This is a genomic window from Faecalispora sporosphaeroides DSM 1294, assembly GCA_000383295.1.
GTDB lineage: Bacteria > Bacillota > Clostridia > Oscillospirales > Acutalibacteraceae > Faecalispora > Faecalispora sporosphaeroides.
Window position 1 is genome coordinate 225091 of record KB911070.1, and the last position, 25682, is coordinate 250772.

23 protein-coding genes and 1 tRNA gene are annotated in these 25682 nt (G+C 52.5%); 6 read left to right on the forward strand and 18 right to left on the reverse strand.

Annotated features, from left to right (window positions below; translation table 11 throughout):
- The 3 genes from pstA to G340_RS0110740 all read right to left on the reverse strand — a co-directional run bounded on the left by pstA (position 1) and on the right by G340_RS0110740 (position 3242).
- A complete protein-coding gene (gene pstA, locus G340_RS0110730; RefSeq protein WP_020073659.1) occupies positions 1–933 on the reverse strand; it encodes a phosphate ABC transporter permease PstA in 933 nt (310 codons plus the stop codon).
- A complete protein-coding gene (gene pstC, locus G340_RS0110735; RefSeq protein WP_020073660.1) occupies positions 923–2275 on the reverse strand; it encodes a phosphate ABC transporter permease subunit PstC in 1353 nt (450 codons plus the stop codon). Before pstC ends, pstA begins: the two co-directional genes overlap by 11 nt.
- 88 nt (positions 2276–2363) lie before the next feature.
- Positions 2364–3242: a phosphate ABC transporter substrate-binding protein gene (locus tag G340_RS0110740; RefSeq protein ID WP_020073661.1), complete on the reverse strand. Its 879-nt coding sequence runs from the start codon at positions 3240–3242 to the stop codon at positions 2364–2366.
- A 313-nt stretch (positions 3243–3555) separates the two neighbouring features.
- Here G340_RS0110740 and G340_RS0110745 point away from each other — a divergent pair, with 313 nt between their 5' ends.
- A complete protein-coding gene (locus G340_RS0110745) occupies positions 3556–4884 on the forward strand; it encodes a hypothetical protein (protein ID WP_407635364.1) in 1329 nt (442 codons plus the stop codon).
- 120 nt (positions 4885–5004) lie between these two features.
- Here G340_RS0110745 and G340_RS0110750 read toward each other — a convergent pair whose 3' ends face one another.
- The 3 genes from G340_RS0110750 to G340_RS0110760 all read right to left on the reverse strand — a co-directional run bounded on the left by G340_RS0110750 (position 5005) and on the right by G340_RS0110760 (position 6422).
- Positions 5005–5277, reverse strand: a complete 273-nt coding sequence (locus G340_RS0110750) for a DUF2087 domain-containing protein (RefSeq protein ID WP_020073663.1) — start codon at positions 5275–5277, stop codon at positions 5005–5007.
- Complete coding sequence (locus G340_RS0110755; RefSeq protein ID WP_020073664.1) at positions 5264–5620, reverse strand: GIY-YIG nuclease family protein; 357 nt, start codon at positions 5618–5620, stop codon at positions 5264–5266. Before G340_RS0110755 ends, G340_RS0110750 begins: the two co-directional genes overlap by 14 nt.
- A 184-nt stretch (positions 5621–5804) precedes the next feature.
- Positions 5805–6422 carry a nitroreductase family protein gene (locus G340_RS0110760; protein ID WP_020073665.1) on the reverse strand — a complete coding sequence of 206 codons (618 nt, stop codon included), beginning with the start codon at positions 6420–6422 and terminating at the stop codon, positions 5805–5807.
- Positions 6423–6767: 345 nt separating this feature from the next.
- Here G340_RS0110760 and G340_RS0110765 point away from each other — a divergent pair, with 345 nt between their 5' ends.
- Positions 6768–8354 carry a peptide chain release factor 3 gene (locus G340_RS0110765; RefSeq protein ID WP_027103971.1) on the forward strand — a complete coding sequence of 529 codons (1587 nt, stop codon included), beginning with the start codon at positions 6768–6770 and terminating at the stop codon, positions 8352–8354.
- Between the two features lie 141 nt (positions 8355–8495).
- Here G340_RS0110765 and G340_RS0110770 read toward each other — a convergent pair whose 3' ends face one another.
- The 3 genes from G340_RS0110770 to G340_RS0110780 all read right to left on the reverse strand — a co-directional run bounded on the left by G340_RS0110770 (position 8496) and on the right by G340_RS0110780 (position 13378).
- Positions 8496–9854 (reverse strand): MATE family efflux transporter, encoded by a 1359-nt coding sequence (locus tag G340_RS0110770; RefSeq protein ID WP_033402254.1) that lies wholly within the window; start codon positions 9852–9854, stop codon positions 8496–8498.
- Between the two features lie 26 nt (positions 9855–9880).
- Positions 9881–11827: a 2-dehydropantoate 2-reductase gene (locus G340_RS0110775; protein WP_020073668.1), complete on the reverse strand. Its 1947-nt coding sequence runs from the start codon at positions 11825–11827 to the stop codon at positions 9881–9883.
- A 276-nt stretch (positions 11828–12103) separates the two neighbouring features.
- Entirely contained in the window at positions 12104–13378 is a 1275-nt protein-coding gene (locus tag G340_RS0110780; protein ID WP_020073669.1) for a methyl-accepting chemotaxis protein, read from the reverse strand.
- Between the two features lie 364 nt (positions 13379–13742).
- On the opposite strand from G340_RS0110780, the gene G340_RS0110785 reads away from it, so the two are divergent.
- The 4 genes from G340_RS0110785 (at position 13743) to G340_RS0110795 (ending at position 15398) form a co-directional block, all read left to right on the forward strand.
- Positions 13743–13818: transfer RNA gene (locus G340_RS0110785), tRNA-Pro, on the forward strand.
- Between the two features lie 194 nt (positions 13819–14012).
- Entirely contained in the window at positions 14013–14270 is a 258-nt protein-coding gene (locus tag G340_RS17260) for a hypothetical protein (RefSeq protein WP_051092155.1), read from the forward strand.
- A gap of 14 nt (positions 14271–14284) precedes the next feature.
- Entirely contained in the window at positions 14285–14917 is a 633-nt protein-coding gene (locus G340_RS17265) for a DUF4417 domain-containing protein (RefSeq protein ID WP_051092156.1), read from the forward strand.
- Positions 14918–15116: 199 nt separating this feature from the next.
- A complete protein-coding gene (locus tag G340_RS0110795; RefSeq protein WP_020073670.1) occupies positions 15117–15398 on the forward strand; it encodes a hypothetical protein in 282 nt (93 codons plus the stop codon).
- 415 nt (positions 15399–15813) lie between these two features.
- On the opposite strand, the gene G340_RS0110800 is transcribed toward G340_RS0110795, so the two are convergent.
- The 9 genes from G340_RS0110800 to G340_RS18495 all read right to left on the reverse strand — a co-directional run.
- Positions 15814–17574, reverse strand: coding sequence for an ABC transporter ATP-binding protein (locus G340_RS0110800; RefSeq protein ID WP_020073671.1), 1761 nt, complete (start codon positions 17572–17574; stop codon positions 15814–15816).
- On the reverse strand, positions 17571–19322 hold the full coding sequence (locus G340_RS0110805; protein WP_020073672.1) for an ABC transporter ATP-binding protein: 1752 nt from the start codon (positions 19320–19322) through the stop codon (positions 17571–17573). The genes G340_RS0110800 and G340_RS0110805 overlap by 4 nt, the downstream gene beginning before the upstream one ends.
- Positions 19323–19400: 78 nt before the next feature.
- Positions 19401–20018: a TetR/AcrR family transcriptional regulator gene (locus tag G340_RS0110810; RefSeq protein WP_020073673.1), complete on the reverse strand. Its 618-nt coding sequence runs from the start codon at positions 20016–20018 to the stop codon at positions 19401–19403.
- A gap of 312 nt (positions 20019–20330) precedes the next feature.
- Complete coding sequence (locus G340_RS0110815; protein ID WP_020073674.1) at positions 20331–21449, reverse strand: metal ABC transporter permease; 1119 nt, start codon at positions 21447–21449, stop codon at positions 20331–20333.
- Positions 21433–22356 carry a metal ABC transporter permease gene (locus tag G340_RS0110820; RefSeq protein ID WP_020073675.1) on the reverse strand — a complete coding sequence of 308 codons (924 nt, stop codon included), beginning with the start codon at positions 22354–22356 and terminating at the stop codon, positions 21433–21435. Before G340_RS0110820 ends, G340_RS0110815 begins: the two co-directional genes overlap by 17 nt.
- A 1-nt stretch (position 22357) precedes the next feature.
- The gene (locus G340_RS0110825) at positions 22358–23110 is read right to left on the reverse strand and encodes a metal ABC transporter ATP-binding protein (RefSeq protein ID WP_020073676.1); all 753 of its coding nucleotides are present in this window, start codon (positions 23108–23110) and stop codon (positions 22358–22360) included.
- A 15-nt stretch (positions 23111–23125) separates the two neighbouring features.
- Positions 23126–24067 (reverse strand): metal ABC transporter solute-binding protein, Zn/Mn family, encoded by a 942-nt coding sequence (locus tag G340_RS0110830; RefSeq protein WP_020073677.1) that lies wholly within the window; start codon positions 24065–24067, stop codon positions 23126–23128.
- Positions 24068–24096: 29 nt separating this feature from the next.
- On the reverse strand, positions 24097–24753 hold the full coding sequence (locus tag G340_RS0110835; RefSeq protein ID WP_020073678.1) for a metal-dependent transcriptional regulator: 657 nt from the start codon (positions 24751–24753) through the stop codon (positions 24097–24099).
- A 734-nt stretch (positions 24754–25487) separates the two neighbouring features.
- The coding region (locus tag G340_RS18495; RefSeq protein ID WP_027103972.1) for a hypothetical protein at positions 25488–25682 on the reverse strand (195 nt) is incomplete at its 5' end.

Sequence of the window (25682 nt, forward strand, 5' to 3'; positions counted from 1 at the left end):
TTATTCGGTTCCTTTCTGCAGGCTTCTCGAGAGTGCTCCTGCCAAGCGATTGAGCAGAAATACCAGAATCAGCAAAACCGACGCGGTAGCAAAGGCAATGTTCATGGCGTCGGGAGTGGTTGCCTCGCGGGCCGTCTGGTACAGGTGCAAAGTCAGCGTGCGGCCGCTGCTGAAAATCTGCTGGAAGAAGCCCTTCGGCATTTGGTACGCAAGGCCGGAGGTAAACAGCAAAGCGGCGGATTCACCGACGATTCGGCCCATGGCGAGGATGATCGCCGTCAATACGCCCGGCATGGCGCACGGCAGCACAATGCCGAGAATCACGCGCAGCTTGCCCGCGCCGAGCGCAAACGCCCCCTCTTTATAAGAGGACGGCACCGAAATCAAGGATTCCTCCGTGGTGCGCACGATCGTGGGCAGAATGCACAGCGTCATGGTCAGGCAGCCGGCCAGAATCGAAATCTGCAGCCGGAACAGGATGCAGAATACGGTATACCCGAACAGTCCGAACAGAATCGAGGGAATGCCGGAAAGAATCTCGGTGGTAAAACGAATCGCCTTTACGAGTCTGCCCTGCTTTGCGTACTGCGTGAGGTAAATCGCAGAGCAGATGCCGATCGGCGCCGCGATCAGCAGCGTGATCACGACAATGTACATGGTATTGATGATCATAGGCAGAATGCCCTTCAGATTCGCCTTGGTTTCGGAGTACGGGGTGGAAAGGAACTTCCAGCTGACATACCCGAGGCCGTTGACGAGAATATAGCCCAAAATGCCGACAAGCACCACCACGCACAGAAAGGCCGCGCCGTTGATCAGCAGCTTTAAAACAACGTCCACGGGCTTGGCGCGGCGGTTATAAAGGGATTTGCCTTCCATGACAAAATTCGCGTTCGGGGCGTTTTGCTCCAATACTCCGGATTTATTCGGCATGAATCTGCACCCCTTTCTTTGAAATGTAGTTAAACAGCAGGTTGACGATCATGATAAACACAAACAGCACCAAGCCGATGGCGAACAGCGCCTCGCGGTGCAGGCCCGACGCATAGGACATCTCCATCGCGATGCCGGTGGTGAGCAGGCGCACCGTGCCAAGCAAAGTCGGCATGTTGGCCACGTTGCCGGCCACCATGATGACCGCCATCGTTTCGCCGATGGCGCGTCCCACGCCCAGAATCACGCCCGCCAGAATTCCGGACTTTGCCGCGGGCAGCGTTACCTTGAAGATGGTTTCGGTCTGCGTGGCGCCCAGCGCCAGAGACGCCTCGCGGTAGGCGGCCGGCACCGCCCGCAGAGAGGTTTCCGTCACGCTGACGATCGTCGGCAGAATCATGATCGCCAGAATCAGAATCACGGCGAGCAGGCTGTCGCCGATCGTATGCTCCGGGAACATATTCCGAATCACCGGCACGACCACGAGCATTCCGAAAAAGCCGTAGATGACGGACGGAATGCCCGCCAACAGCTCCACGGCGGGGCGCACCAGCATGGCCAGCCGAGGGCTTGCCGTTTCAGACAAAAACACCGCCGTCAGAATTCCGACCGGCACACCGAGCACGATCGCGCCGATCGTACCGACGATCGACGAGAGGATCATCGGCAGAATGCCGAAGATGTCGGACGCGGGCCGCCAGCTCTCCCCGAGCAGGAACTGTGTCAAGCCGATTTGCAGAATCGCCGGCAGACCGGCGGAAATAATGTACACCGTCAGCAAGATCACGGAACCGATGGAAACGCAGGCGAACACCTGAAACACCGATTCCGCCAGCCGCTCCGTGCCCTGCGTGCGCAGCGCCAGAACAGACGATATAAGGCCGCCCAGCAGCGTGCAGAAAAACGGCCATAAAAACTGCAATTCAATCTGGCTGACATTCAGGCTCGTCACCGCAGTCTGAATCGCCCCCGAAGCCGCCATGACCAGCAGCGGAGAAATACCGGACAGCAAAAACAGCAGGCCGGCTGTGACCGGCTTCTTCAGCAGGATCAGCACAAACCCGCCCACCGCACAGAGCAGCCCCAGCACAATGCTGGCCCGCACGGCCAGCGGAATGGTAACAAGGCCGCTCTGCTGCGGGCCCACCACCCAGAAGCCTTTTACAAACGCCAGCTGAATCCCGCTGACGGTATAGGTTAATCCGCGGAACACAAAGGTGATATACGGTAAAAAGAACGATAAAATCATTACCGCTCCCAGCCCGGCGGCGATCCACCGGTATGCCGCGTTGCGCCTTTTTTCCCGCTCCCGGCCCTCCTGGCCGTCCATCGTACGATCCATTTGCACCCTCCTTCGCCCGATACCAAAGCAGCCCGGGGTATCCTTTTAGATACACCGGGTGCTTTTGTTTTCAATCAGGGTCAGTCATTTATTTGATTACCAAACCGGCTTCTTTGATGATCTTCTGTCCTTCGCTCGAAGCGATGAAATCGAACCATGCTTTTACCAGCTCATTGTCGCTGCCTTTTTTGTAGATTTCAATAAAGGGTCTCTGCAGCTTGTAAGTACCGTCTTTTACCGTATCCTCCGAAGGCTTTACATTGTCCACAGTAACCGCCTTGACGGACTCGTTCACGGAATCCAGAGAAATGTAGCCGATCGCCGCAGGGTCACTGCCTACCTTGGAAACCACCTCGCCGGTGGAGGAAAGCTCGGCAGCCAGCTTGGTTTTCTCTTTGATTTTCAGGATGGACTCGAAGCCGTCGCGGGTACCGGAGGTAGCCTCGCGGCCGATGACGGTGATCTTCTGATCCGCACCGCCAACATCCTTCCAGTTGGTGATCTCGCCGGTGTAAATCTTTGCGATCTGCTCGCTGGTCAAGGTGTCAACCTTGTTCTGGGGATTGACCGCAACAGCAATACCGTCGATCGCGATCTGTACGATCTCAAAATCAGCAGGCTTTTCCTCATCCTTCAGGTTGCGGGAAAGATCGCCGATCAGTGCGGTGCCGCTGTTGACTGCCTTTACCGCGTCGCCGGAGCCCGTGCCGCCCTTTTCTACCGTTACCTGGGGATATTTCTCCATAAATCCTTCGCCCAGCGCCTGGCATACCTTCGCCATGGAAGTGGAACCGTTCAGTGTCAGCTTGCCGCTCAGGGACGCGGTGGACTCTGCTGCGGATGCGGTAGACTGTGCGGGTGCGGCGGACGGTGCATCACTTTTTCCTTCAACCGTGGAAGAGCAACCTGTCGCCGCAGTGGCTCCCACCAACAGCATTGCAAGCAACGCCATCATTTTTTGTTTCATATTCCTATTTCCTCCTGATTGTTTTAATTTCTCTTTTGCGCATTCTTATCTTAAAGGACAATTGTTAAATTTAGGTTAAACGCGATTTAGAAGTCGTTAAAAACGAAAAAGAGATTGATTTTGCGTAAAGTTTCTTTTCCTAAAGAATTGATTTTCTTCGGAAATAAGGAAATGTGCCTGCAATTTGTTTTTGATTTTAGAAGGAATTGACAAATAGGCAACTTACGCTTATAATATAAGTTGTTACTTGACAGGAATGACCAATTCTCCGCCGGTCATTCGCAGACGCTTACGATTACTTTCAGAAAAAGGAGTGAGAACATTGTCGAAGCAAGATACCGTGAACGTAGGAATTGGATTCGCCACGGGGCGAAGGAGCTTTCGGAAGGTTTTGAAAACCAACATACTGAGCTGGCGGGAATGCGGACTGACACAGAACCCGAAATTTAACCTGAATCTGTTTGTGGCATATGACCTGAAATATGCGAATACCAAGGTAACGGACTACACCGGCATTCCTCCGCACCTGCTCGGGGACCTTGACGGAACCTTTTTTCTGGGGAAAACAGCGCAGGCCCGCGAAATCCGCAGCCTGGTGCGCAGCGGCGTTCTGTCGCCGGAAGAGGCGCGCCTCTTCTTCTGCGCAGGCTACGCCGGGCAGCGCAACACCGTCCTTTACTGGGCGATGAAGCAGCGAATGGACTACCTGCTGTTCCTGGACGACGACGAATACCCCATGGCGGTCACCAATACCCGCAACTGGGCCATTTGGAGCGGGCAGCATGTTCTGCTCTCTCACCTGCGGCAGATGATGGACACGGGAGCCGACATCACCCACGGGCACCACTGCGGTTATATTTCACCGATCCCGTCCATCGAATTCAGCAGTTCGCTGACAAAAGAGGATTTTCGGAACTTTATTGAGGCGATCAGCAACGACATCATCAACTGGCAGTCGCTGGAATCGCTGATGCGGCAGGGCGGCGTCACCTATGCGGATACCGCCATACTGACCGGCGATGAGCCGCAGGAGGTTTTGTCAGTCAATCACTGCAAATTCATTTCCGGCTCGAATTTGTGCATCAATTTAACGGACAGCGCCCGGGTTCATCCTTTCTACAACCCGCCCGGGGCCAGAGGCGAAGACACCTTTTTGAGCACCCTGCTGGAAGACAGCAAAGTGCTTCGCATCCCCTGCTATACCTTCCACGACGGCTTTTCCGCGTACGACCACCTGATGGACGGCGTGCTGCCGATCCGGCTCAAGCCCGTCTGCGCCGACCTGAGCTTTGTGACGGACCGCTTCTGCCGCGCCTGCGTGGGCTGGGTGCGCTACAAGCCCCTGCTGCTCTACCTCACGCAGCGCGAGAACTACGAAAGCAGAATCGAAGAAATGCGCCGCCAGCTGGCGGCCACCCTGCCGAAGCTGGCCGCCTACCTGGGCCGCGAGGAATTTTTGAGCATTGCCGACGAGCTGGAACGCTACCACCAAAACGTAGAGCTTCACGCCCGGCAGTTCCGGCAGACGATTGAAATCTGGCGCAAGCTGGTTTCTTATCTGGAAGCCGAACGAAAAACACAGGGATTCCCCGCTATGGGGAGGGGACTTCCGGCGGACGATCCCCTTCGCAGTGCGCTGTAACAAGCAAAACGCCTCCCTTTGTCCGCCAAACGGCAGGCAGGCCGTATTGGCGGCAAAAGGAGGGCTTCTTCTGGATATTAAAACACCGTCTTTCCGCAGCCGCAGCAGAAAGACGGTGTTTTATTCGGACTTTGCCCTCCAGTAGCTGGAGCCGTCCGCCTTACGGCACAACAGGCCGCAGTCGATCAGCTCTCTCCTGATCAGAAAATAGTCCCCGAACGTATGCGAGGCTTCGCAGATGGCGTTGATCTCCCGCTCGGTATAGCGGCGCCCCGGCTCAAATTTCTGTGCCAGATATTCCAGCACCGCAAACCGAACACTGCTTTTCTGGGGCAGCCGCGTAATTTTTCCCTCGGGATTCAAAAAGGGGGCGATCTTTTTATTCTGTTCCATCGCTTTCCCTCCCCTCGCCCTGCTTTTCGTTCCAAAGCTCCAGCAGAGCCGATATATCCTCTGAAAATTCGCGCGGCGTCTGCGTTTCTTTCTTCTTGATTTCTTCCAGTATTTCAAAAGTGAAGCCGGCGGCTCCGTAACGCTTCCAGGCCGGCGACATGGCCGTTTCGGGGCACAGATTGGTAGCGCACTGAAACGCGAAACGGTTTTTGGCCCCCTGTAAATCCGCGCTCGCGCGAACCCAGCTCTCGTCCGCCCCATCACAGCGGATGCGGTAGATGCCGCCGATCTGCCTGCTGTTCTTGTATTGGTTCTTCATTTCTTTTTTGGATGCTTCCTTCATCTCTTTTCCTCCATCCCCTCGCAATATTCCTGCTCCCGCAGGTTGAATTCTACGGCGGTACAGGATTATTGTAACGCGCCCCGGCTCCGAGCGCAATCAACGCTCCGTAGAGTATGCGCCGAACCGGGGCAAAAAATCAAAAACGGGGCCTCTTTTCCAACCAGAAGAAAAGAGGCCCCGGGAATTATTCGGCTTTCGGTTTGCTTTCGGTTGATAAAATGAGGACATCGTCCAGCCTGCGCTTCGGAACGTAATGCACATCGTTCTCGTCGCGGTAATAGGCGACGCTCTCGCCTTTTTCCACCTCCGTGAGCACGATGGTTTCCTCCGGCTTGCCGACGGCGACGATCAGCATCGGGATCAGGTGAGCGGGAAGGCCAAGCGCTTCCTTTACCGCGTCGGCGGAAAACGCGCCCAAAATGCACCCGCCAAGCCCCATTACCCGGGCGGAGAGTGCGATTGTCTGGCAGACGATCCCCACGTCGCGCACAAACCCCGGGCCAGCCGCGGCGATCTGCGTATCGTGGCAGACCACGATAAACGCGGGCGGGCAATGCCCCTCGTGCGGCAGGTGAATCCCCTTGAGCGCGCCGGCCCACTTGGTGAGCGACTGCACCTTTGCCACCTCACCGGGCTCAAATACCAAACGGTAGCGCAGGGGCTGCATATTCATGGTAGACGGCGCATACCGCGCGCAGTCTACGAGCTCCGTGAGCTCCTCACGGCTGACCCTGCGGCTTTCGTCATAGCCTCGCGTACTGCGGCTGCTCTTCAGCAGATCTTTCCATTCCTTGAACTCCATGAGTGGTTCTCTCCTTTACCGGTTTCTGCTTCGGCCCGCAGGCAGGTGTGAACTCCCTAAAAAGCGGGCAGAATAGAGATTGCTTGCCATCCATGCCGCAGGCGCAAAACGCGTTTTGCGGCATCTTTGATTCACTGCGTTTATCATACCACATTTTTTCCTTTTCGCCATAGGAAAAATTGAAATTTGGCGCGGCGCATGGTATACTGTCAAGGTGTTTTCAACATTATAATCCATTCAAATTGAAAAGTGCGGATGTCTTTCCCCCTCCGCAAGCGGAGGAAGAGATTGCCGTGCATGTATCATAAATTTATTTTTTATATTGGATAGACGGAGGAACCTGACTTGAGTGACTATCGATCTTTGATTCAAAAGCGAAGAACCTTTGCGATTATATCGCACCCTGACGCCGGCAAGACGACGCTGACCGAAAAATTCCTTCTGTACGGCGGAGCAATTGCGCTGGCCGGCTCGGTAAAGGGGAAAAAGAACTCCCGGCACGCGGTTTCCGACTGGATGGAAATCGAAAAGCAGAGAGGAATTTCGGTTACCTCCTCCGTTCTGCAGTTTCAGTACGAGGGCTACTGCATCAATATTCTGGACACTCCCGGGCATCAGGACTTTTCGGAGGACACGTACCGCACACTGATGGCGGCGGACTCGGCCGTGATGGTAATCGACGCCTCGAAGGGCGTTGAGGCGCAGACGAGAAAGCTGTTCAAGGTCTGCCTGCTGCGCGACATCCCGATCTTCACGTTCATCAACAAGATGGACCGCGAGGCGCGCAACCCCTTTGACCTGCTGGAGGAAATCGAGCAGGAGCTGGGCATCAAAACATACCCGATGAACTGGCCGATCGGCTGCGGCAAGGAATTCAAGGGCGTATACGACAGAAACAGCAGCCAGATCATCTCGTTCCGCGGCGACAGCGGCAAGCACGAGGCCGAAGCCACCGTGTCGGGCCTAGACGACCCCGGCCTGAAGGAGCTGATCGGGCCGTATCTGCACGAGCAGCTCTGCGACGACATTGAGCTGCTCGACGGCGCGGGCTACGAATTCGATATGGACGCCGTGCGCCACGGGCGGCTTTCCCCCGTGTTCTTTGGCTCCGCCCTGACCAACTTCGGCGTGGAGCCGTTTCTGGAGGAATTCCTGCACATGACGAGCTCGCCTCTGCCGCGCAAAACCACCGACGGCGAGGTAGACCCCTTTGACCCGGATTTTTCTGCCTTTGTGTTTAAAATACAGGCCAACATGAACAAGGCCCACCGCGACAGAATCGCGTTTCTGCGCATCTGCTCGGGTAAATTCGAGAAGAACATGGAGGTTCTGCACCAGCAGGAGGGCAAAAAGATCAAGCTGTCGCAGCCCCAGCAGATCATGGCGCAGGAGCGCGAGATCATTGAGGAAGCCTACGCCGGCGACATCATCGGCGTGTTCGACCCGGGCATTTTCTCCATTGGCGATACGCTGTGCGCGCCCGGCAAGAAAATCCTGTTTGAGGGCATCCCTACCTTTGCGCCGGAGCATTTTGCCCGCGTGCGCCAGATGGACACCATGAAGCGCAAGCAGTTCGTCAAGGGCATGTCGCAGATCGCGCAGGAGGGCGCCATTCAGATCTTTCAGGAGCTTGCGGGCGGCATGGAGGAAGTGATTGTGGGCGTCGTCGGCGTTCTGCAGTTCGATGTGCTGGAATACCGTTTAAAGCACGAATACAATGTGGATATCCGCCTGGAAGCTCTGCCGTATCAGTATATCCGCTGGATTTCCAACGATACCGTCGACCCCAAGGCGCTGACGGTGACCTCCGACACGAAAAAAATTCAGGATCTCAAGGGGCATCACCTGCTGCTGTTCACCAGCGAGTGGAACATCCGCTGGGCGCTCGAGCGCAACGAGGGCCTGGAGCTGACCGATTTCAGCCGCGGATAAGGCTTTTGCAATTTGAAAAGATTCCAATAAACTGCCGGTGATTTTTAAATTTTCGTGCGGAATCAAAGCAGCCGATTATCCAAACACACCGCCCCGGTTCCCTGCTGATCAGGGAGAAACCGGGGCGGTGTGTTTGTATTTTTATGCGGCCAGCTTGGCGGCCTGAGCCAGAGCGGCTTTTCGGCTGCGTTTGGTAACCCCTAAAAACAGCAGGAGCAGCGCCGTGGTGGCAAGATCGGCCACCGCCTGCGTGTACAGGATTCCCGTTACCCCAAACAGGCGGTCAAACAGGAACAGCAGCGGCAGAAACGCCAGCCCCTGCCGGAAGATGCTGAACAAAAAGCCAGACTTGCTGTACCGAATGCAGAGCAGGTACACCGTCGCCATGGACTGAAAGCCATAGGTAAAAAACAGCAGACTGCCCGCGATCAGCGCCTGAACGCCCACGGCGATCACTTCGGCGTCTCCGGAAAAAGCGGAGACAATTCCGCCGGAAAAACCGATCTGCACGGCGGCGATCGCAAAACCGCCCAGCATGCCCCACAGATATGCCGTTTTGGTCGCCTGCCGGATGCGTTCGGGCCGGCCCGCACCATAGCAATAGGAAATAAAGGTCTGGTAGCCCCTGGAGAAACCCGTTACCGCCAGCGTTGTCATGCCGATCACCCGGTTGGCAATTCCGAGCCCCGCCACCACCGCGTCGCCATACGGTGCGGCGGCAATATTCGCGGCCGTCATCGAAATACTTTGAAACAGACTGATGCACAGAAGCGGCACGCCGATTTTCAGCACCGGCTCCACAATCCACCACTGAAAGCGCACCTTGCGGAAGTCGAGCTTTAAATAGCTTTTGCCGCGCAGGTAATACTGTGCCAGAATGCAGAACGCGGTAAACTGCGCCACCGCCGCCGAAGCCGCAGCCCCGCGGATTCCCCAGCCGAAGCCAAACAGAAAAATCGGCGTGAGCGCCACGTTCAGCACCGCGCCGGTCATCTGGGAGATCATGCTCAGCGACGCGTTACCCTCGGCCCGCACCAGATTATTCATGCACACGGAGGGGATGTGGAATAAAAACGAAATCACCAGAATCTGACCGTACTCCACCGCGAGCGGCAGAACCCCGGGGGACGCGCCCATAGAAACGAGCAGCGCCGGCATAACCGGCAGCAGCAGCTGGGTCATAACACTGAAAAGAACACAGTAAAACGCGGTGGAAGCCAGAACGGTTTCCGCCTTCTCCTTTTCCCCCGCACCCAAAAGCTCCGCCATATAGGCCGCCCCGCCGTTGCCGAACAAAAGCCCGATGCCCGGCATAATCAGGATCAGCGGATACACAATGGAGATGGCCCCCATCGCCTGCGTCCCCATCTTCGCCACAAAAAAGCTGACAGCCAGCTGATAAAAGCCCGTTACGGAAAGCCCGATGATCGTCGGCAGCCCCAAATAAGCCAGCGCTTTGCTGATCGGCGCGCTCTCCATGATTTCCAGTCTCCGATTCATTTCCTGTCCTTTCAAGCAATTGACAATCAGCGCGGCTGCGCATGGAACACGCAGCGGATTCCCCGGGTGTGCGGCAGCGCAAAGCACTGATTGCAGCTGGTGCACCGTGCCCGTTCCCCCGAAAGCAGGCGGGGGATCAGGTCGCCCTGGCAGATCAGCGGCCGGCTGAGCGAAACCATCGGGATGCCGGCGTCGATCACCCTGGCAATATCCTGCAGCGAGCGCACCCCGCCGACCAAAATCAGCGGCATGTTGAGCTGTTGCTGCATCCGCGCCGCCCTCTCCAGATAGTATGTCCGCTCGTTTGCGCTTTTCTTCGTGAAATCACAGCCCGAAAGCTCCGCGGCGGCAACGCCGAGCGATTCCATCTGCTGCAGATAATACAGCAGATCCTCCTCATACTGGCGGTCGTTCGCCAAAACGTTGCTGTTGATCTTCACGAGAATCGGGAAGCTCTCGGAGGTGGCGCGCCGCACCGCACCGATGACCTCCGCGCAGAAGCGGAAGCGATTTTCGGCGGAGCCGCCGTATTCGTCGGTTCTGTTGTTGCTCATCGGCGTTAAAAACTCACTGAGCAGGTAATCGTGCGCCATATGAATCTGCACGCCGTCGAACCCCGCCTGGTACGCGCGGGACGCCCCCTCGGCAAAAGATTCGCGGATTTCATCCATTTCTTCCCTTGTCAGCGCGCGCGCACGGCGGCCCTTGGAATACACCCGCTCCGACGGGGCCACGGGCTCCTCCACATCCGCATTGCCGCCCGCGTGGTTCAGCTGCGCGACGATGCAGCCCTCCTCCATGTGAACCGCATCCGTCATCCGCCGCATTCCGGGCAGAAAGCGCCCTTCGTAGATGCCGTTCTGCGAGGGGGAGGCTTGTCCCTGCGGGTGCACATAAAAATGCCCGGTGATGATCATGCCCACCTCATGCGACGCGAGCGTGCGCATGATTTGCAGCTGGCGTTCGCTCACGGTGCCGTCCTCATTCTCCACGCCGTCGCGCGTGGCGGAACGCACCAGATGATTGCGCAGCTGTAAATTGCCCAGCCACATGGGCTCAAACGCCTCGGAGTAGCCCATGCTCTTGGCGATCATTTCATAGGTGGGCAGCTCCGCCTGATAACGCTTGCCCAGGCGAACCACCTCAAACAAAAGCTCGTTGATTTCGGACGGGCCGCCCTTCTGCAAATCCCTCTGCATGGAGGTGGTGCTGTCCGGCGCGGCGCGGTCCAGAATCTCGAGATTTTCCTGAACCACATCGGTGGAAAACGGAATTCCCATCGCCTGCGCCAGCTGGCCAATCTCCCCCACCAGGCTGGCGAACACTGCCCTCTTTCTGGGATTTTCGCGGATCTCACCCATGGTATTCTGAAAGAATACGCCCGCGGCCGCCATAGGCGAAACGCACGAAAATTTCTGAAACGTATCGCGGATGATATTCGTGGATACGATCACGTCGATCCCGCTCTCGCGCAGATCGCGTTCGATGTCATAAAAAATTTCGGGGCAGCTCGAATCGCGGTTGCCGTACACAATACGGAACAACGGGCCCTTCTGCGTGATTTCGCCGGGAGCCGAGATATAGGACACGATGTAAACACAGCCGTCCGCCACCGTAAGGCCCGGCATGCGCACCGCCAGCTTTCCGCCGGTTCCGTACACGTTCAGGATCGGTATAATCATGGTGTCGGGCCGTGCGACACGGCGCAGGAATGGGCAGACCTCCTCCATTGAATACCCTTTGACACATATAAAAATCACATCGGGGCTGCCCTCGTAGCTCTCCATGTCGAAAGCCTGCGCGTCTTCAATGTGCAGCCGTCCGCGCAGCTCAGAATCGACTGTCAAGCCGTTCTGGCGGATCGCCTCCAGATGGCTGCCCCTGGCGATGAAAGAAACCTCCTTGCCGCTTGCGGCCAGAAATCCGCCGATCGCGCCCCCCGTTCCCCCTGTTCCTACAATCAAGTACTTCATGAGAATCCCTCCGGTGATAAAATGACGCCGGCCCCAACGAGCCGGATTTTCAGCGATTTTCCCTATCATAGCATCTTTTCCGGCTCTTTGCAAAGCGCTCCGCAAGCACCGGATGAAACCGATTGCCTCTTCCCTGCCGGCAGCGGAAAAGAGACAGTTATTTTCCACTTTTCCATCTTGAATTGGGCTCATTCTCAGGCTCAGATACTGCTCCGGAAAAAGAGCGGGACGGGATAATCCCGCCCCGCTCTGGTCTGATTTGCTATTTGTGCGCATTTACGCTTTGGTATTTCTGGCCGGTGCAGAAGAGGTAGATCGAAGCTGAAACTGAGACACCAGCGATTTCATCATCTGGGCCTGGCTGGAAAGCTCCTCGCTCGCCGCCGCACTTTCTTCCGCCGTGGCGGAGTTGGTCTGCACCACTGCGGAAATCTGATCCATTACCGTCGTCAGATGGTCCACCGCGGTGGACTGCTCCTCGGTCACTTCCGCGATCTCGCGGTGCTCCCTCTGCGTTTCCGCCATGCTCTTCGTCACGGCCTGCAAAGCATCCAGCGCTTCACCCACCATTCTGGAGCCTTCCGAAACCGCGCTCAGGGAATCCGTAATCAAAGCGGACGTGCTCTTCGCGGATTCCGCGCTCTTCGACGCAAGGTTGCGAACCTCGTCCGCAACAACGGCAAAGCCTTTGCCGGCTTCTCCCGCACGGGAGGCCTCCACGGCGGCGTTGAGCGCCAGAATATTCGTCTGGAACGCGATATCTTCAATCGCCTTTACAATGTTGCTGATCTGAGAGGAGGTCTGCTCAATGCGCTTCATGGCCTGCACCATGCTCTGCATCTTGTCGTTGCACTGACCGACCTCGTCCATCGTCTGGGTTGCCCACTCACCGGCCTGCACCGCATTCAGGGCATTTTCCTTCACCTTGTCGGACAAATGGTGGATTGCCGCGGCCAGCTCCTCAATGGAAGCCGTCTGCTCCGAAGCACCCTGCGCCAAATTCTGCGCCCCGTAAGACACCTGCTCGGATTCGTTGGACACCATGTTGGCAGATTGATTGATCTGGCTCAACGTATCATTCAAAGAAAGCACAATTTTCTCAAAATGGTCGGACAGCGGCTTGAAATCTCCTCGGTATGCATCCTTCGCCTGAGATCTCACATTGAAATTCGAGCGCGAAAGGCCCTCCAGCAGCGAAACGAGATCCGAAATAATGGCCCGCAGATTCAGGACAATCACTTCTGTTGCGTCGGCCAAGCGTCTCGTTTCATCCTTGGTATGTATCTGCGGCACAGGAGACTTTAAGTCGCCCTCCGACAACGCATACAGGCGATCCGCGCAAACCGAAATTGGTTTCGCGATTTTGCCTCCAATCCAAAAGGAAACCACAACACCTACCAGACAGTACACCAAAGTCAAAATAGTGATCCAAAAAATTTCGTCGGCTCCGGATTTGATTAGCAAAGTACTGATGGTACCAAAAGACACACTTAGTAAGACGATGATTGCCAATAAAATTGAGGCGATTCTAAAACGAATGCTTTTCATCATAAACCAACTCCCTTAACCTGATGTTGTGGGGGAAAACCTCCATATGTAATTTGTTCCGGTTATCCTTGATATAGGCTCTCATGCACAAGTCGACAAAAAGGATAGAAAAAAACAGAACTTCATTTAATAATTTCGTCTCTATTGTAAAAAAATTTAGCTATTTTGAAAAAGAAATAATAAAAACCACTTTAAAAACAACAGATTTTATTTATTAACTAATTTTTGGATTTCATTTATTGCATTACGCCGAATGACTTGACGAACCGCTCGTTTTCCGCTATAATTTTAAATCGAGTATGCATTCAATATTTTTGTCGCGGGCGGTATAGAAACCGGCGCGCGAAAGCAGCATAAAACTGAATATCGGGGTGTGGCGCAGTTGGTAGCGCGGGTGGTTTGGGACCATCAGGCCGCAGGTTCGAACCCTGTCACTCCGACCATTGGCAAGTCCTTACAGGACTTGTCAATTTTTATGTTTATGTTTTTTTCACGACTTTGAAAGGTTTTTAGGCAGCCTCGTCCTACGTTGTTTCGCTTTCGATTATTTTTTAAATATTTGCCTTCTTGAGGGAAACTTTCACTTATTTTAGCGGGTTAAGTGATAGGGTGGTTTTTTTTTGAAGGAGGCAATAAGATGACGGAAGAAAATTATAAGTATCGCACAAGTCCTCTTTTCCTTCGCAATCAGTTCAAAGGAAAGGAGAAACTGCAAATTCCAGTTATTCCTAAATTTCAAATTCGATCAAACGATTTCAACGATTTGCTTCTTATTGCATTTGATAAAATCAGCACAAATGATACAAAGCATTTCAGCCGAATGGTTCATTTCTTCCTGTATGATTATAATTTGAGCGTGTCTGGAAAAATCCCGATCCCGATCTGGAAAAGCTAAAACACTATCGTGCGGTGCTCTCTCCTGATTTCAGTATGTATGTCGAAATGGCACCCGTTTTGCAGCTTTACAATATGTTCCGGAATCGCTGGTGTGGCGCTTACTTTGCGTCAAAGGGAATCCGCGTCGTTCCAACCGTTAGCTGGGGAAACGAGAATACGTTTGAGTTCTGCTTCGACGGAATCGAAAAAGGCTCAACGGTAGCGGTGTCCACTTATATGGTGTCGGAACACGACAACCGGCAGGACCAGAAAGAGTTTTTCCTAAAGGGCTATAACGAGATGCTCCGCAAGATCGAACCGGAAAAAATTATCTGCTACAATACGCCGTTCCCCGAGATGCAGGGCGACATTGTGTTTGTCGACTATGAACTAAGCTCGTGGAAGTTCATGAACGATGATCCGTATGCACCCTCAAAATACGTGAAATACATCTGCGGAGAAGAACCCGTTCCGATAGGAAGCAACCTCATCATGAAAAGCGGATATGTTGTAGGTGAGAATGATAGGGACTATAATAGCATTATACAAACCGGAATGGGCAGCGCCTATGGCGGGCAGTGGAAACCTGCTAAGCTGGAAGATGAACGATTCTTGGGAGAGCCGGGAGAAATTAAAATTTCCTATGTTAAAACGGAAATAGGATAGATACAAAAATTGGCGAGGATGGAAGAGCTACGAGAGAGCGCCATTACACAGACCATAATAAACCGTGGGCACATACAAACCCACATGACCATATGAGATACGATGGGATAATCCAACAGGACATCCTGATCCACAGGGACCAATTAACTACCCGGAGAACAATGTCCCGGAATTTAAACAATATGGGAGGCAGAGTTATATGAAATCTACAATTGTTCAATCAAACAGCTTTGAAGCAAATAGATTTAAAACAATCAGCGATTTTAAGGACTGCATGCGTTGGCATGGTGAAGTCGAATTTGAATGGAATGTGAAAAATTACAGCATTACCCATCCTGACAAGATTAGCATCAGCGAAGCGAATAAACAAGAAACAGAAAAACTGTGTAGCACTGCGGATGAAGCTTTGGAGTACAAAGTTGGTGATGATAGGTTACGGGATGTCATTACACAGGTTACAGTATGGAGCAGAACAATATAGACCAAGGCGTAAATACTACTTGTCAACTGCCCGCAGCCATTGGTATTACTGGATTTCTCCAAGTCCTATAATTTCACTCCGTCCATTTCCCTTTTATTATGGCAGAGGGAAAGCTACTTTCCAAAGCAAGCCGTTTTCCTTAAAAAGAGATAAAAAGATTACAATATCTGTTGTGCACTTGGGGATGGCCTCTCTCCTAACCATAGCGATAACGGTTGGCCACGAAAGCTGTACCATGACCTTTCACAGCGTTCCGGTTAAGACAAATTGTTCCTATTGTTCTTTTTCTTCAATCACATGATCCATTGTCATTCTTCCTTTGCCTCCAGACTAGAAAAAGGATATTTCACGGCCTCTATTTATTTCGGATCAAGACACGGGGTGCATCAGTATCTTTTGGTTGGGAGTAGCGGTATTATCCTGCTGTGGCGCTGTCTCTCCGGCTCCACCCCCGGCTGTTTTCGCGAACCGTGACAAAATCCCGGTAGATACCTTCCTGACCGATCAATTCCGCATGCGTCCCGGACTGGGCAATCTCTCCCTTGGCAATCACCATGATGTTGTCGGCATGGCGGATGGTTCCCAGACGGTGTGCGATAACCAGCAGCGTTTTCCCGCGGCACAGCTCGCTGATTGCTTCCTGAATATAGCTTTCATTGTCGACATCCACGCTGGCGGTTGCTTCGTCCAGAATCACGATAGGTGCGTCCTTCAAAATGCAGCGCGCAATGGAGATCCGCTGCTTTTCACCGCCGGAGAGCGTTTCTCCGCCTTCGCCCACCATCGTCTGGAATCCGTTGGGAAGCGCCATGATAAAGTCGTAGCACCGTGCCTTTTTTGCGGCCTCCATGACTTCGGCCTCAGTGGCATCGGGCCGCCCCATGCTGATGTTATTATAAATCGTGTCCTGAAACAGATATACACGCTGAAACACCATACTGATGTGATTCATCAGATCACTTAGGCTAATTTCTCTCACATCCTTGCCTCGTATCAAAACCTGTCCGGACTTAACGTCCCAAAAGCGGGCAAGCAAGCTGGCAATGGTGGACTTGCCGCCGCCGGAGGGTCCGACAAGGGCAAGCATCCGGTTCTTTTCCAAACGGAAGGATACATTGTGCAATACTTCCTTTTCGCCGTAGGCAAAGGTGACATTTTTAAATTCCACCTCCGGTGCGCTACTATGTGCAGGAATGGAGCCCTTTCCGTTATCCGGCAGTTCCTTTTCTGCAAATACTGCTTCTATGCGGTCCAGGCAGCTGCTCATTACGGTAAGGCGTGCGCCCTGATCGTACAGAGCCTTTAACGGGCCAAATAAATCAAATACAAACAGCATAACGCCAACTAGAAGAACGGCTGGCAGGGAAGCTTGAAGGTTCAGGTAAACAGCCAGAGCGATGATAACCACGGCTCCAAGGCCGTACAGGATGTTCAGCACGCGCTGCCACACCGCCGCATTTTCCTCAAAATCAATGCTGCGCTTGCAGGTTTCCCGGAAGTTATCGGACAGCTCCTTCGATTTTTCTCCCAACAGATTGTAGGTTTTAATGATGCCGATCCCTTCGACAAAATCCAGCACGTCCTCGGTAAGGTTTTCGCTTTGCTCCTGTCGTATGGCAGAGTACTTCATGCTGTCCTTATTCATACCGTTCGCCACAAGAACAATAACGAGAAGGACTGCAGTGGCGGCTACGGCAAGCCACACGTTGATAAACGCTAAAAACACGAGCAAGATCGCCTGCGAGAAGATATAGCTCATCATGTTTGCGAGCACATTCATGCAGTTCTCTTCAATGAACACCATATCGGTGGACAAAACCGAGCTGATTTTCCCAATGTTGCCTTCCGTAAAATAGCCCATGGGCATTTTACGAAGATGCGCACCCAGCTCCATACGCTTCTTAGCAAAAATCATATAACCTGACGCAGACTGCAGACGGTCGGCAATATACTGAAAAAGAATCTGAAGCAGTGCGCAAGCGCCCATGGCAACCCCGATCCAAACAATCATCTCCAGCGTTGCCGTGCCGTAATAAAAAGCGATCAAGGCAAAGAAGGCCAGCCCCACCGGCGCTTTTGCCAGCAATGATTTTAGAAAGGAGAATACAAAAGCCAACTTGATTTTGCCTCGGTATTGTTCCGAAACCGCAAGAATCCGTTCCATTAAAGCAATCATTTGTTTCCATTTCCTTTCTGTGCGGTGACCTTCCAGTTACTGCTGCTTTCGGCGGCACGCCACAGCACCTGATATTCGGGGTTGTGCGCCAGCAGCTCCTCATGGGTTCCCATTGCCGCTATGCTGCCGGCCTTCATCACACAAATCTGATCCGCGTTAACAATCGAGTGCAGCCGGTGGGCAATCACGATTACGGTTTTTCCGCGGATCACCTCCGCAATGGCTTCGTTCATCTTTTCCTCATTTTCCGGATCCATAAAGGCGGTTGCCTCGTCCAACACCACAATGGGAGCATTTTTCAGAATGGCCCGTGCAAGAGAAATCCGCTGGCGCTCTCCGCCGGAAAGCTGTTTGCCGCTGTCGCCCGCCATGCTGTGTATGCCGTGCTCCAACCGGGCAAGGAATTCACCGCACTGCGCTTTTTCTGCCGCTGCCATAACCTCTTCATCCGTGGCATCCAGCTTTCCCAGTCGAATGTTTTCCAGCAGACTGACGTTAAAGAGAAACTGCTCCTGCGCCACATAGGAGATTTCGTTGTTGAGCGCTTCAACGCTCATGTCACGAATATCCTGGCCGCCTATTTTTATGGCGCCTCCGCTGATATCATAAAAGTGTATCAACAGCTTTGCCAGTGTGGATTTACCGCTTCCCGATTCGCCAACCAGCGCGGTCAGGCTGCCTTGTGGAACCTCGAGCGATACACCGTGCAGGACCTCATCTTCCTTGTAAGAAAAACGCACATTCTCAAAGGAGACGCTGTGATCTTTCCCTGTAAACGCCTTCTCGGACTGCTGAAGCGCCGGGGCATTCAGCGCATCCTCAAGGCTTTTGATTTTAAAATTGATCTGCGGGATGGTGGACATAAAGCTCATGGAGCGCAGAAGGGGAGCGCCAATCCCAAACGACATACAAAGCGTCAGGATAAGATTGGGCAGCGTCGAATAGCCCTGCATCACAAGCAGTGCGCCCACCGGCAGCAGAAAGAGCGCCACCATTGGCAAAATACTGGTATAGATCGCCATCCACGGCCAGCACACCTTGTACCAGGCCAGCGTAAAATCACGGTAGCTGATTACATCCTTTTCAAAGCGATGGTAGGATTCCCCGTCCCGGTTAAAGACTTTTACGACCTCCATGCCGTTGATGTATTCCACGATGGTATTATTCATCTTCTGTGCAGCACCATAATATTGTCCCATGCTTTTCATGCCGATCTTATACATCACCATCATGGCAACCACGCCGAGGGGCAAAGAGCACAGCGCCAGCAGTGCCAGTTTCCAATCAACAAAAAACATACCTGCAAACACCAGGGCAGGAATCGTCAAATTCGCAATCCCCTCCGGCAGGGTGTGTGCCAGGAGCAGCTCAATGGTTTCAATATCGTCTATGAACATTTTCTTGACCGCACCAACACCCTTTTCCTGAATGACGCCAAGGGGCTGTTTTTCCAGCTTGCCTTGAAGCGAAATGCGCAGGTTCTTCAGCGTGTGATAGGCGCTTTCATGCGAAAGCCCAAGCCCTCTGATGTAGAGTATGGCATAGAGCAACACACAAACGGCAATCGCCGCGATTCGCACGAGGAGATAGCCTGTAGTGAAATCCTCCCGCAAGAGAATCGGTCGTATCATCTGGTAGATAAACAAAAACGGCAGCACATTCATTACCATACCCGCAAGCATCGAGACAATGGCTGCATAGGTGGTTTTCCGGTATTCGCCGGTATATTCGAGCACCTTTTTCAACAAAATAAGCTCCTCCCCTTCATCTATGTTAGCTTAAGCAAACCACAGGGCAGACTTCGCCCCTATCGATGGATTGAAACCTCACCGCTGTGATAAACCCAGCACCAGTTGCCAATTGAACAGATCACAAATCAGTTTGCTATGTGTTTCAATTTGTTCCCAGGTATAGCCGTGGATAAAAGGCTCATAAACAGTCGTCCAAAAGGCTGAAAGAAGGATATGCATTTCATCCCGGGATATCTCCGCATTTGTCAGACCGCGCTTTTTTGCTTCTATAAAGTATTCGTAGCTTTTCCCGGTCATGACCTCCACCCAGTCATGCTGGAAGTTGGTATATCTCGTTCCATTTGAATGCTTGATCAGCAAAAGGAACCCCTCGCTTCTCTCATAAAGGAACCGGAACCACCACAGCATAGAGTCCTGTAAATCCCATGCGTCCACCAATTCAGAATCTGTGAGTTTTTCAACGGCAATGGCTGATTTTTGTGCCACCACAGCATTCATGTCGGCAATGGTATCTGCCACAACAGCACAAAACAGCTCCTCTTTTCCCTTATAGCGCTTATACAAAGCGCCGGTAGTGATCTGTGCATTTTCGCAGATTGCTTTCAAAGATGCCTTTTCATATCCGCACATTAGAAATTCTTTTTTTGCACTATCCAAAATGCGTGGATCAATAGAAACATCGGGCTTTGACAACGACTGTACCTCCTAATCATCACAAAGTGATAACTTAATTACCGGTAATATGATTATCAGTATAGCAACTTACATAGTCGTTGTCAAGATTGGTTGTAAGTATATTCTAACGGGGGCATATCTTTTAAGTATTATGACAAAGGCGTAGGAACCCCTGCGCCTTTATCTAACAGAAAATTATTTCACATGTACAACGATACGACGATATAGCCGGTGTCGATATAGAAGTCATATCCAGTGTTTACTTAAAAGATATTAAAGAAAAGCGAAGCCTTTCAATGCGGAAGACTCCGGCTTTCTTCTTGAGATATCTTATCCTGCAAAAAGTGCGTTATAGTTCCGAATGCTGGCGTTTCGGCCTTCCTCTGTCAGTTTTGCCAACCCATCTAAGAGTTGGACATAACCGTCCCGCTCAAGGAAGCGGATCATTTTGACGGTATAGGCGCTGTCCCAGTGCAATTGGGCTGGAATGGTATCCACTCCGCATTCCGATGCTTCTTCGTCGCTTCCCGCATGATTATATAAATGGAACAGCAGAGTCATCTTGGCAAACTCCATCTTTTGCTTTCTGCGTCGGAGCAGTGAGCTGATTAGACCTCTGCGGGGAGCAAACACAAACACCAGCAGGAAAACCTGTCCGGTCACAACCGCCATGCTTCCGGCAATGGAAACATCCAGAATCGCCGCCGCCTGATAGCCGAGAATTCCATTTACCGCTCCGATGATTCCGCTTACTATCAGCATGCGTTTGAGATCGTCTGTCAGCAGGTACGCCGTTACCGGAGGGCCGATCATAAAGGCCACCACCAGTACCGAACCCACAGCTTGAAACGCACCCACTGTGGTAAGGGACACCAGCGTCATCAGTCCGTAATGCACCAGCGCAGGAGAAAATCCCAGCACTGCCGCCAGCATAGGATCGAATGTCGCTGCCTTGAGCTCTTTAAAGAAGATGATGATGGCTGCCAGATTGATGAGCAGCAGGATTCCGGTGGTGTATATTGCTTTTGCCCCGATGTCTACACTACCGATGACCATGCGGTCAAAGGGTGCAAACGCCAGTTCTCCCAAGAGCACCGAATCTGTGTCCAAATGTACGGAACCGGCATAGCGGGTAATCAGTATAATAGCGATGGAAAAAAGCAGCGGAAACACCACGCCGATGGCGGCATCTTTCGCCAAAAGACGTGTCCTGCTTAGCATCTCTGTCAGCCAGACCGTCACCACGCCCATGAGCGCCGCCCCGACGATCAGAAGCGGAGAGGAAAGGTCATGGGTGACAAAAAAGGCAAGCACAATCCCCAAGAGAATCGTATGGGTAATGGAATCCGACATCATGGACATTTTACGAAGTACCAGAAATACTCCGGGAAGGGCGCAGGCCACTGCGACAACAACAGCAATGATTTGAATTTCAATTTGAGGGGACATCCATCTCGCCTCCTTCCAGTTTATATAAAATCCTGTTTTTTCTGTGTTGATAAATCCGATGCAGCACGCCGCGGCCGGGAGCAAACAGAACGCTCACAATCACAATTGAACTGACGCAGACCACAATGGCCGGGCCGGTAGGTAGCTTTGGCACAAGAGAGCTGGCGGCAGTGCCCGCAATTCCGGAGATAGCTCCGAACAAGGCTGAGAGCGTTACCATAACCCACAGTTTATTCGTCCACTGGCGCGCGGCGACCGCGGGCGTAATGAGCATGGCACTCATAAGAATCACCCCTACTGTCTGCAACCCAATGATGATAGCCAGTACGATCATGAATGACAGCAGCAGGTTCAGCTTTTTGGAAGAGAAGCCAAGGCTCTGGGCAAAGTCGGCGTCAAAGGTAAACAGCTTAAATTCCTTCCAAAAGAGCAGCACCAGTGCCAGCAAAATCAGCCCGCAGACGGTCATGAGGACAATATCACGCTGTAAGAGGGTGGATGCCTGACCAAAGATAAAACGCTTCAGCCCCGCCTGATTGGAATTGGGGATTTTCTGTACATAGGTGAGCAGCACAAGCCCCAGCCCAAAGAACACGGACATCACTAGCGCCAGCGCACTGTCAAATTTCACCCGGGTATGCCGTACCACTCCCACAATCAACAGCGTTGCCAGAAGGCCGGAGAGGAGCGCGCCCAGCAGCAGAACCTCCGTGTTTTTACTGCCCAATAATACAAACGCCATTACCACGCCGGGCAGGGCGGAATGGGATACCCCGTCTCCCAGCAGACTTTGCTTGCGCAGGACGGCAAAGCTGCCCAGCACCCCGCTGATGAGGCCCAAAAGAGCGGAACCGAGAGCAACCGTCTGAAAGGTAAAATCGGAAAATAAAGCAAGCACACTGTCCATATCACACCACGCTCCTTAGAAGCGTGCCGGAGCTGTGATAAGTCTTTTTCAGGTTTTCCTCGTGAAATACCTCTTCCACAGGCCCGCTGGCGACCACCCGCAAATTAATCAGGGTGACCCAATCAAAATAATCGGGCACCGTTTGCAGATCATGGTGAACGACAACGACCGTTTTCCCTTGTTTCTTCAAGTCTTTCAGCAGTGAAACAATGGCCCGCTCCGTTTGTGCATCCACTCCCTTGAAGGGTTCATCCATGAAATAAACCTCCGCCTCCTGCGCCAGCGCGCGGGCAAGGAACACCCGCTGTTGCTGGCCGCCGGAAAGCTGGCTGATCTGCCGGGTGGTGTAATCCTGCATTCCAACCTTTTGAAGCGTCTGTTTTGTCAGCTCAATATCCGCTTTGCGGGGACGGCGAACCCAGCCCAGTTTACCGTAGCAGCCCATGAGCACCACATCCTGTACCGTGGCCGGAAAATCCCAATCCACGCTGCCGCTCTGGGGCACATAACCGATCCTGTTTTTCAATGTGCGAATATCACCGCTTCCATCCAGAAAGCGCACTGCTCCGGTGACAGGCTTGAGCAACCCCAGCATTGCCTTAATCAGTGTTGTCTTTCCGGCTCCATTGGGGCCAACTACTGCCATCAGCTGCCCTTTGGGAATTTTCAGATCAATATCCCAGAGCACAGGTTTGGCGTCATAGGCGACAGTGAGATCTTCCACCTCCACTGCATAATTCTGTTGTTTCTCCATAGGTGTCCCCTCCCGTCACTTTAACGCATCTACAATCGTGTCAATGTTGGCCTTAACGGTCAGGAGATAGGTACCGGCACCGGAATCCTCATCACCCAGAGAGTCGGAGTAGAGCTCTCCGCCGATGGCCACGTCAAAGCCTTTCGCCTTTACCGCCGCTTGAAGTGCTTCGATGGTCTTGGGTGGCACGGAGGACTCCACAAAGATGGCCTTGATCTGGCGTTCCACTATAAAATTGGCCAAATCGCTTACGTCGGCTGTTCCGGCTTCCGCATCGGTGCTGATGCCCTGCAGGCCCCGCACCTCAAAGCCATAAGCCTTGCCAAAATACTGGAACGCATCATGTGCGGTCACCAATACGCGCTGTTTCTCTGGCAACTCTGCCGCCCGGTTCCGGATGTATGTATCCGTTTCCTCCAGTTCTTTAAGGTAGGCGTCCAGATTGGCTTCATAGCCCGATTTTCCATCCGGATCGGCTTGGGATAATCCATCCGCCACCGTTTTGGCTGCCGCTTCCCACAGGGAAACATCAAACCAGATATGAGGGTCATGAACAGAACTGTCATCCTCCCAGGCCAAAAGTTTGGATTCGTCTAGGCCTTCTTCGATACAAATTACAGCCGCGCCCTGCCCGGACAGGTTTTCAAAAATTTCACCCATTTTGCCTTCCAGATGCAGACCGTTGTATACGACGACATCCGCCTGCTGCATCAGCGAAACGTCGCCCGCGCTGGCCTGATACAGATGGGGGTCAATGCCGGGGCCCATCAGGCCGTCCACGGTAACCCGTTCTCCGCCGATCACCGTGGATAAGTCAGCCAGCATGGTAGTGGTGGCGACAATATTTAATTTATTGTCTTCCGTAGAATTCGTGTTTACTGTGGGAGATGAGCAGCCCACAAGCAGAATGGAGAAACTCAGGACTGCGCCTAAAATACCTTTCATCTTGTGATTCATGAGAAACCTCCTAAAAAATATATTTGGTGTTATAGCCCCTCCGTCTGGTCCACATAGATTTGACAAGCAGCTTTATAACTGATTTGAATATGTTTACCCTCCAGGTCAAGAGTAAGCGGCCCTTCATAGGCTGCGGCTTCCATAATACAGACAGCGCTACCTATCGAAACGCCGCTTTCTTGGAGATAATCCAGCAGCTCCTTTTCTTCTGTTACCCGTCGGATATGAGAAGTTACGCCGACTGGTAAAAGATTCAGTGTCTGCATCGGAACAGGGTCTATCTGTCCGTCCGGATGAGGAATTGCGCTGCCATGAGGGCAGTACGCGGGGTGATTTAAAAATTGATCCAGCCGGGTGATTAGTCGCTTGGGCGTAATATGTTCTAAAAGCTCCGCGTCCTCATGTGCTTCACTCCAGGAATAGCCGAGATGCCGCATCAGAAATACCTCCCATAGGCGGTGGCCCCGCACCAGTGAGATTGCAGTGCGCATACCCTCATCCGTCAGGCGAGAACCCTTGTAGGGCTCATAATGAATTAAACCTTCCCGTTTCATTTTTTGTAGCATTTCCGTGACGGAGGCGGGCGCAATCTGCAGCGTCTCTGCAATCCGCTTGTTACTTACCATGTTCTCCAGTCCGCCGAGTTTATATATGGCTTTTAAATAATCCTCTTTATTGGGTGTCATTCACTAATCCTCCGTTTATACGATGTACGATATTCTTCAATGATTTTTCAAAGCCCTATCCTGCAAACATTCTTGCAATTGTTCCAACAAGCAGAATAAGAGCTGTAACAATCAAAGTTGGTATCTTGCGGCAGAACAGCCGCCTTGTATGATCATCCATGATTTTTTCATTTGCAATTTATATGCGGCTCCTATATTTAGGCATGCCTAAATATATTTATATAATATGCCTAAATATCGAAAATTGCAAGTATCTTTCAGGAATTAAGCAAATTCACTATTTCAGTCGTTAGGGGCGGGAAACACCGTTTCCCATGACTAACTTATGAAGGCAGAGCATAAAGTGTTCCAAATACTCTTTAAAAAATGTTTCATTGAGGATGCATGCTTATGAACAAGACTATAGAAAACGAATTCCATACCGTCCGCGGATATCAGCTGAAAAAACAAAATGAGAGCAGACTTACGCCTGCTCTGGAAGATTATCGGTGAAGGAAATTGTCTGTACTTCGTCCAGTGTGACAAAATCTCCCGGATTCAAGTTCCCGTAATAGAATTCCTCCAGCATCCTGCGCATGGTTGTCACCTCCTACAATAGTAATAACGGACCAGGCACGGCAGCCAGCCGTGTCTGTTTCGTTTTTGTTGCCAAGGCTGTACAATGAGAGAAGTTCGGCCTGACCACTTTCACCGAGGACTAACCACGTCCGTAAGGGAGTCTGTCAGCCGTCCTCTCATTGACAGCCGTTCGATTGGAGCAGGTCGTCCCGCCCGATAATGGGTGTGTTCGCGTAACCAAGGAGATTGAATCGGCAATGAAAGAACGGCGAAACCGAGTACAAAGCAATCATCAGGAGGTCTTTCATGAACACAGCCGTTGGAATTGATGTTGCTAAGGGAAAAAGCGTCGTTGCCGCCATGCGTCCGTT

Bases quoted from the DNA above. Each gene is read 5' to 3' on its own strand.
- G340_RS0110815 (WP_020073674.1), bottom strand. From the start codon at position 21,449: ATGTCCCCTCAAATTGAAATTCAAATCATTGCTGTTGTTGTCGCAGTG.
- G340_RS0110740 (WP_020073661.1), bottom strand. From the start codon at position 3,242: ATGAAACAAAAAATGATGGCGTTGCTTGCAATGCTGTTGGTGGGAGCC.
- pstC (WP_020073660.1), bottom strand. From the start codon at position 2,275: ATGGATCGTACGATGGACGGCCAGGAGGGCCGGGAGCGGGAAAAAAGG.
- G340_RS0110835 (WP_020073678.1), bottom strand. From the start codon at position 24,753: ATGACACCCAATAAAGAGGATTATTTAAAAGCCATATATAAACTCGGC.
- G340_RS17260 (WP_051092155.1), top strand. From the start codon at position 14,013: ATGACGGAAGAAAATTATAAGTATCGCACAAGTCCTCTTTTCCTTCGC.
- G340_RS0110770 (WP_033402254.1), bottom strand. From the start codon at position 9,854: ATGAATCGGAGACTGGAAATCATGGAGAGCGCGCCGATCAGCAAAGCG.
- G340_RS0110750 (WP_020073663.1), bottom strand. From the start codon at position 5,277: ATGGAACAGAATAAAAAGATCGCCCCCTTTTTGAATCCCGAGGGAAAA.
- G340_RS0110830 (WP_020073677.1), bottom strand. From the start codon at position 24,067: ATGAATCACAAGATGAAAGGTATTTTAGGCGCAGTCCTGAGTTTCTCC.
- G340_RS0110800 (WP_020073671.1), bottom strand. From the start codon at position 17,574: ATGATTGCTTTAATGGAACGGATTCTTGCGGTTTCGGAACAATACCGA.
- pstA (WP_020073659.1), bottom strand. From the start codon at position 933: ATGCCGAATAAATCCGGAGTATTGGAGCAAAACGCCCCGAACGCGAAT.
- G340_RS0110760 (WP_020073665.1), bottom strand. From the start codon at position 6,422: ATGGAGTTCAAGGAATGGAAAGATCTGCTGAAGAGCAGCCGCAGTACG.
- G340_RS0110780 (WP_020073669.1), bottom strand. From the start codon at position 13,378: ATGATGAAAAGCATTCGTTTTAGAATCGCCTCAATTTTATTGGCAATC.
- G340_RS0110820 (WP_020073675.1), bottom strand. From the start codon at position 22,356: ATGGACAGTGTGCTTGCTTTATTTTCCGATTTTACCTTTCAGACGGTT.
- G340_RS0110825 (WP_020073676.1), bottom strand. From the start codon at position 23,110: ATGGAGAAACAACAGAATTATGCAGTGGAGGTGGAAGATCTCACTGTC.
- G340_RS0110755 (WP_020073664.1), bottom strand. From the start codon at position 5,620: ATGAAGGAAGCATCCAAAAAAGAAATGAAGAACCAATACAAGAACAGC.
- G340_RS0110795 (WP_020073670.1), top strand. From the start codon at position 15,117: ATGAAATCTACAATTGTTCAATCAAACAGCTTTGAAGCAAATAGATTT.
- G340_RS0110775 (WP_020073668.1), bottom strand. From the start codon at position 11,827: ATGAAGTACTTGATTGTAGGAACAGGGGGAACGGGGGGCGCGATCGGC.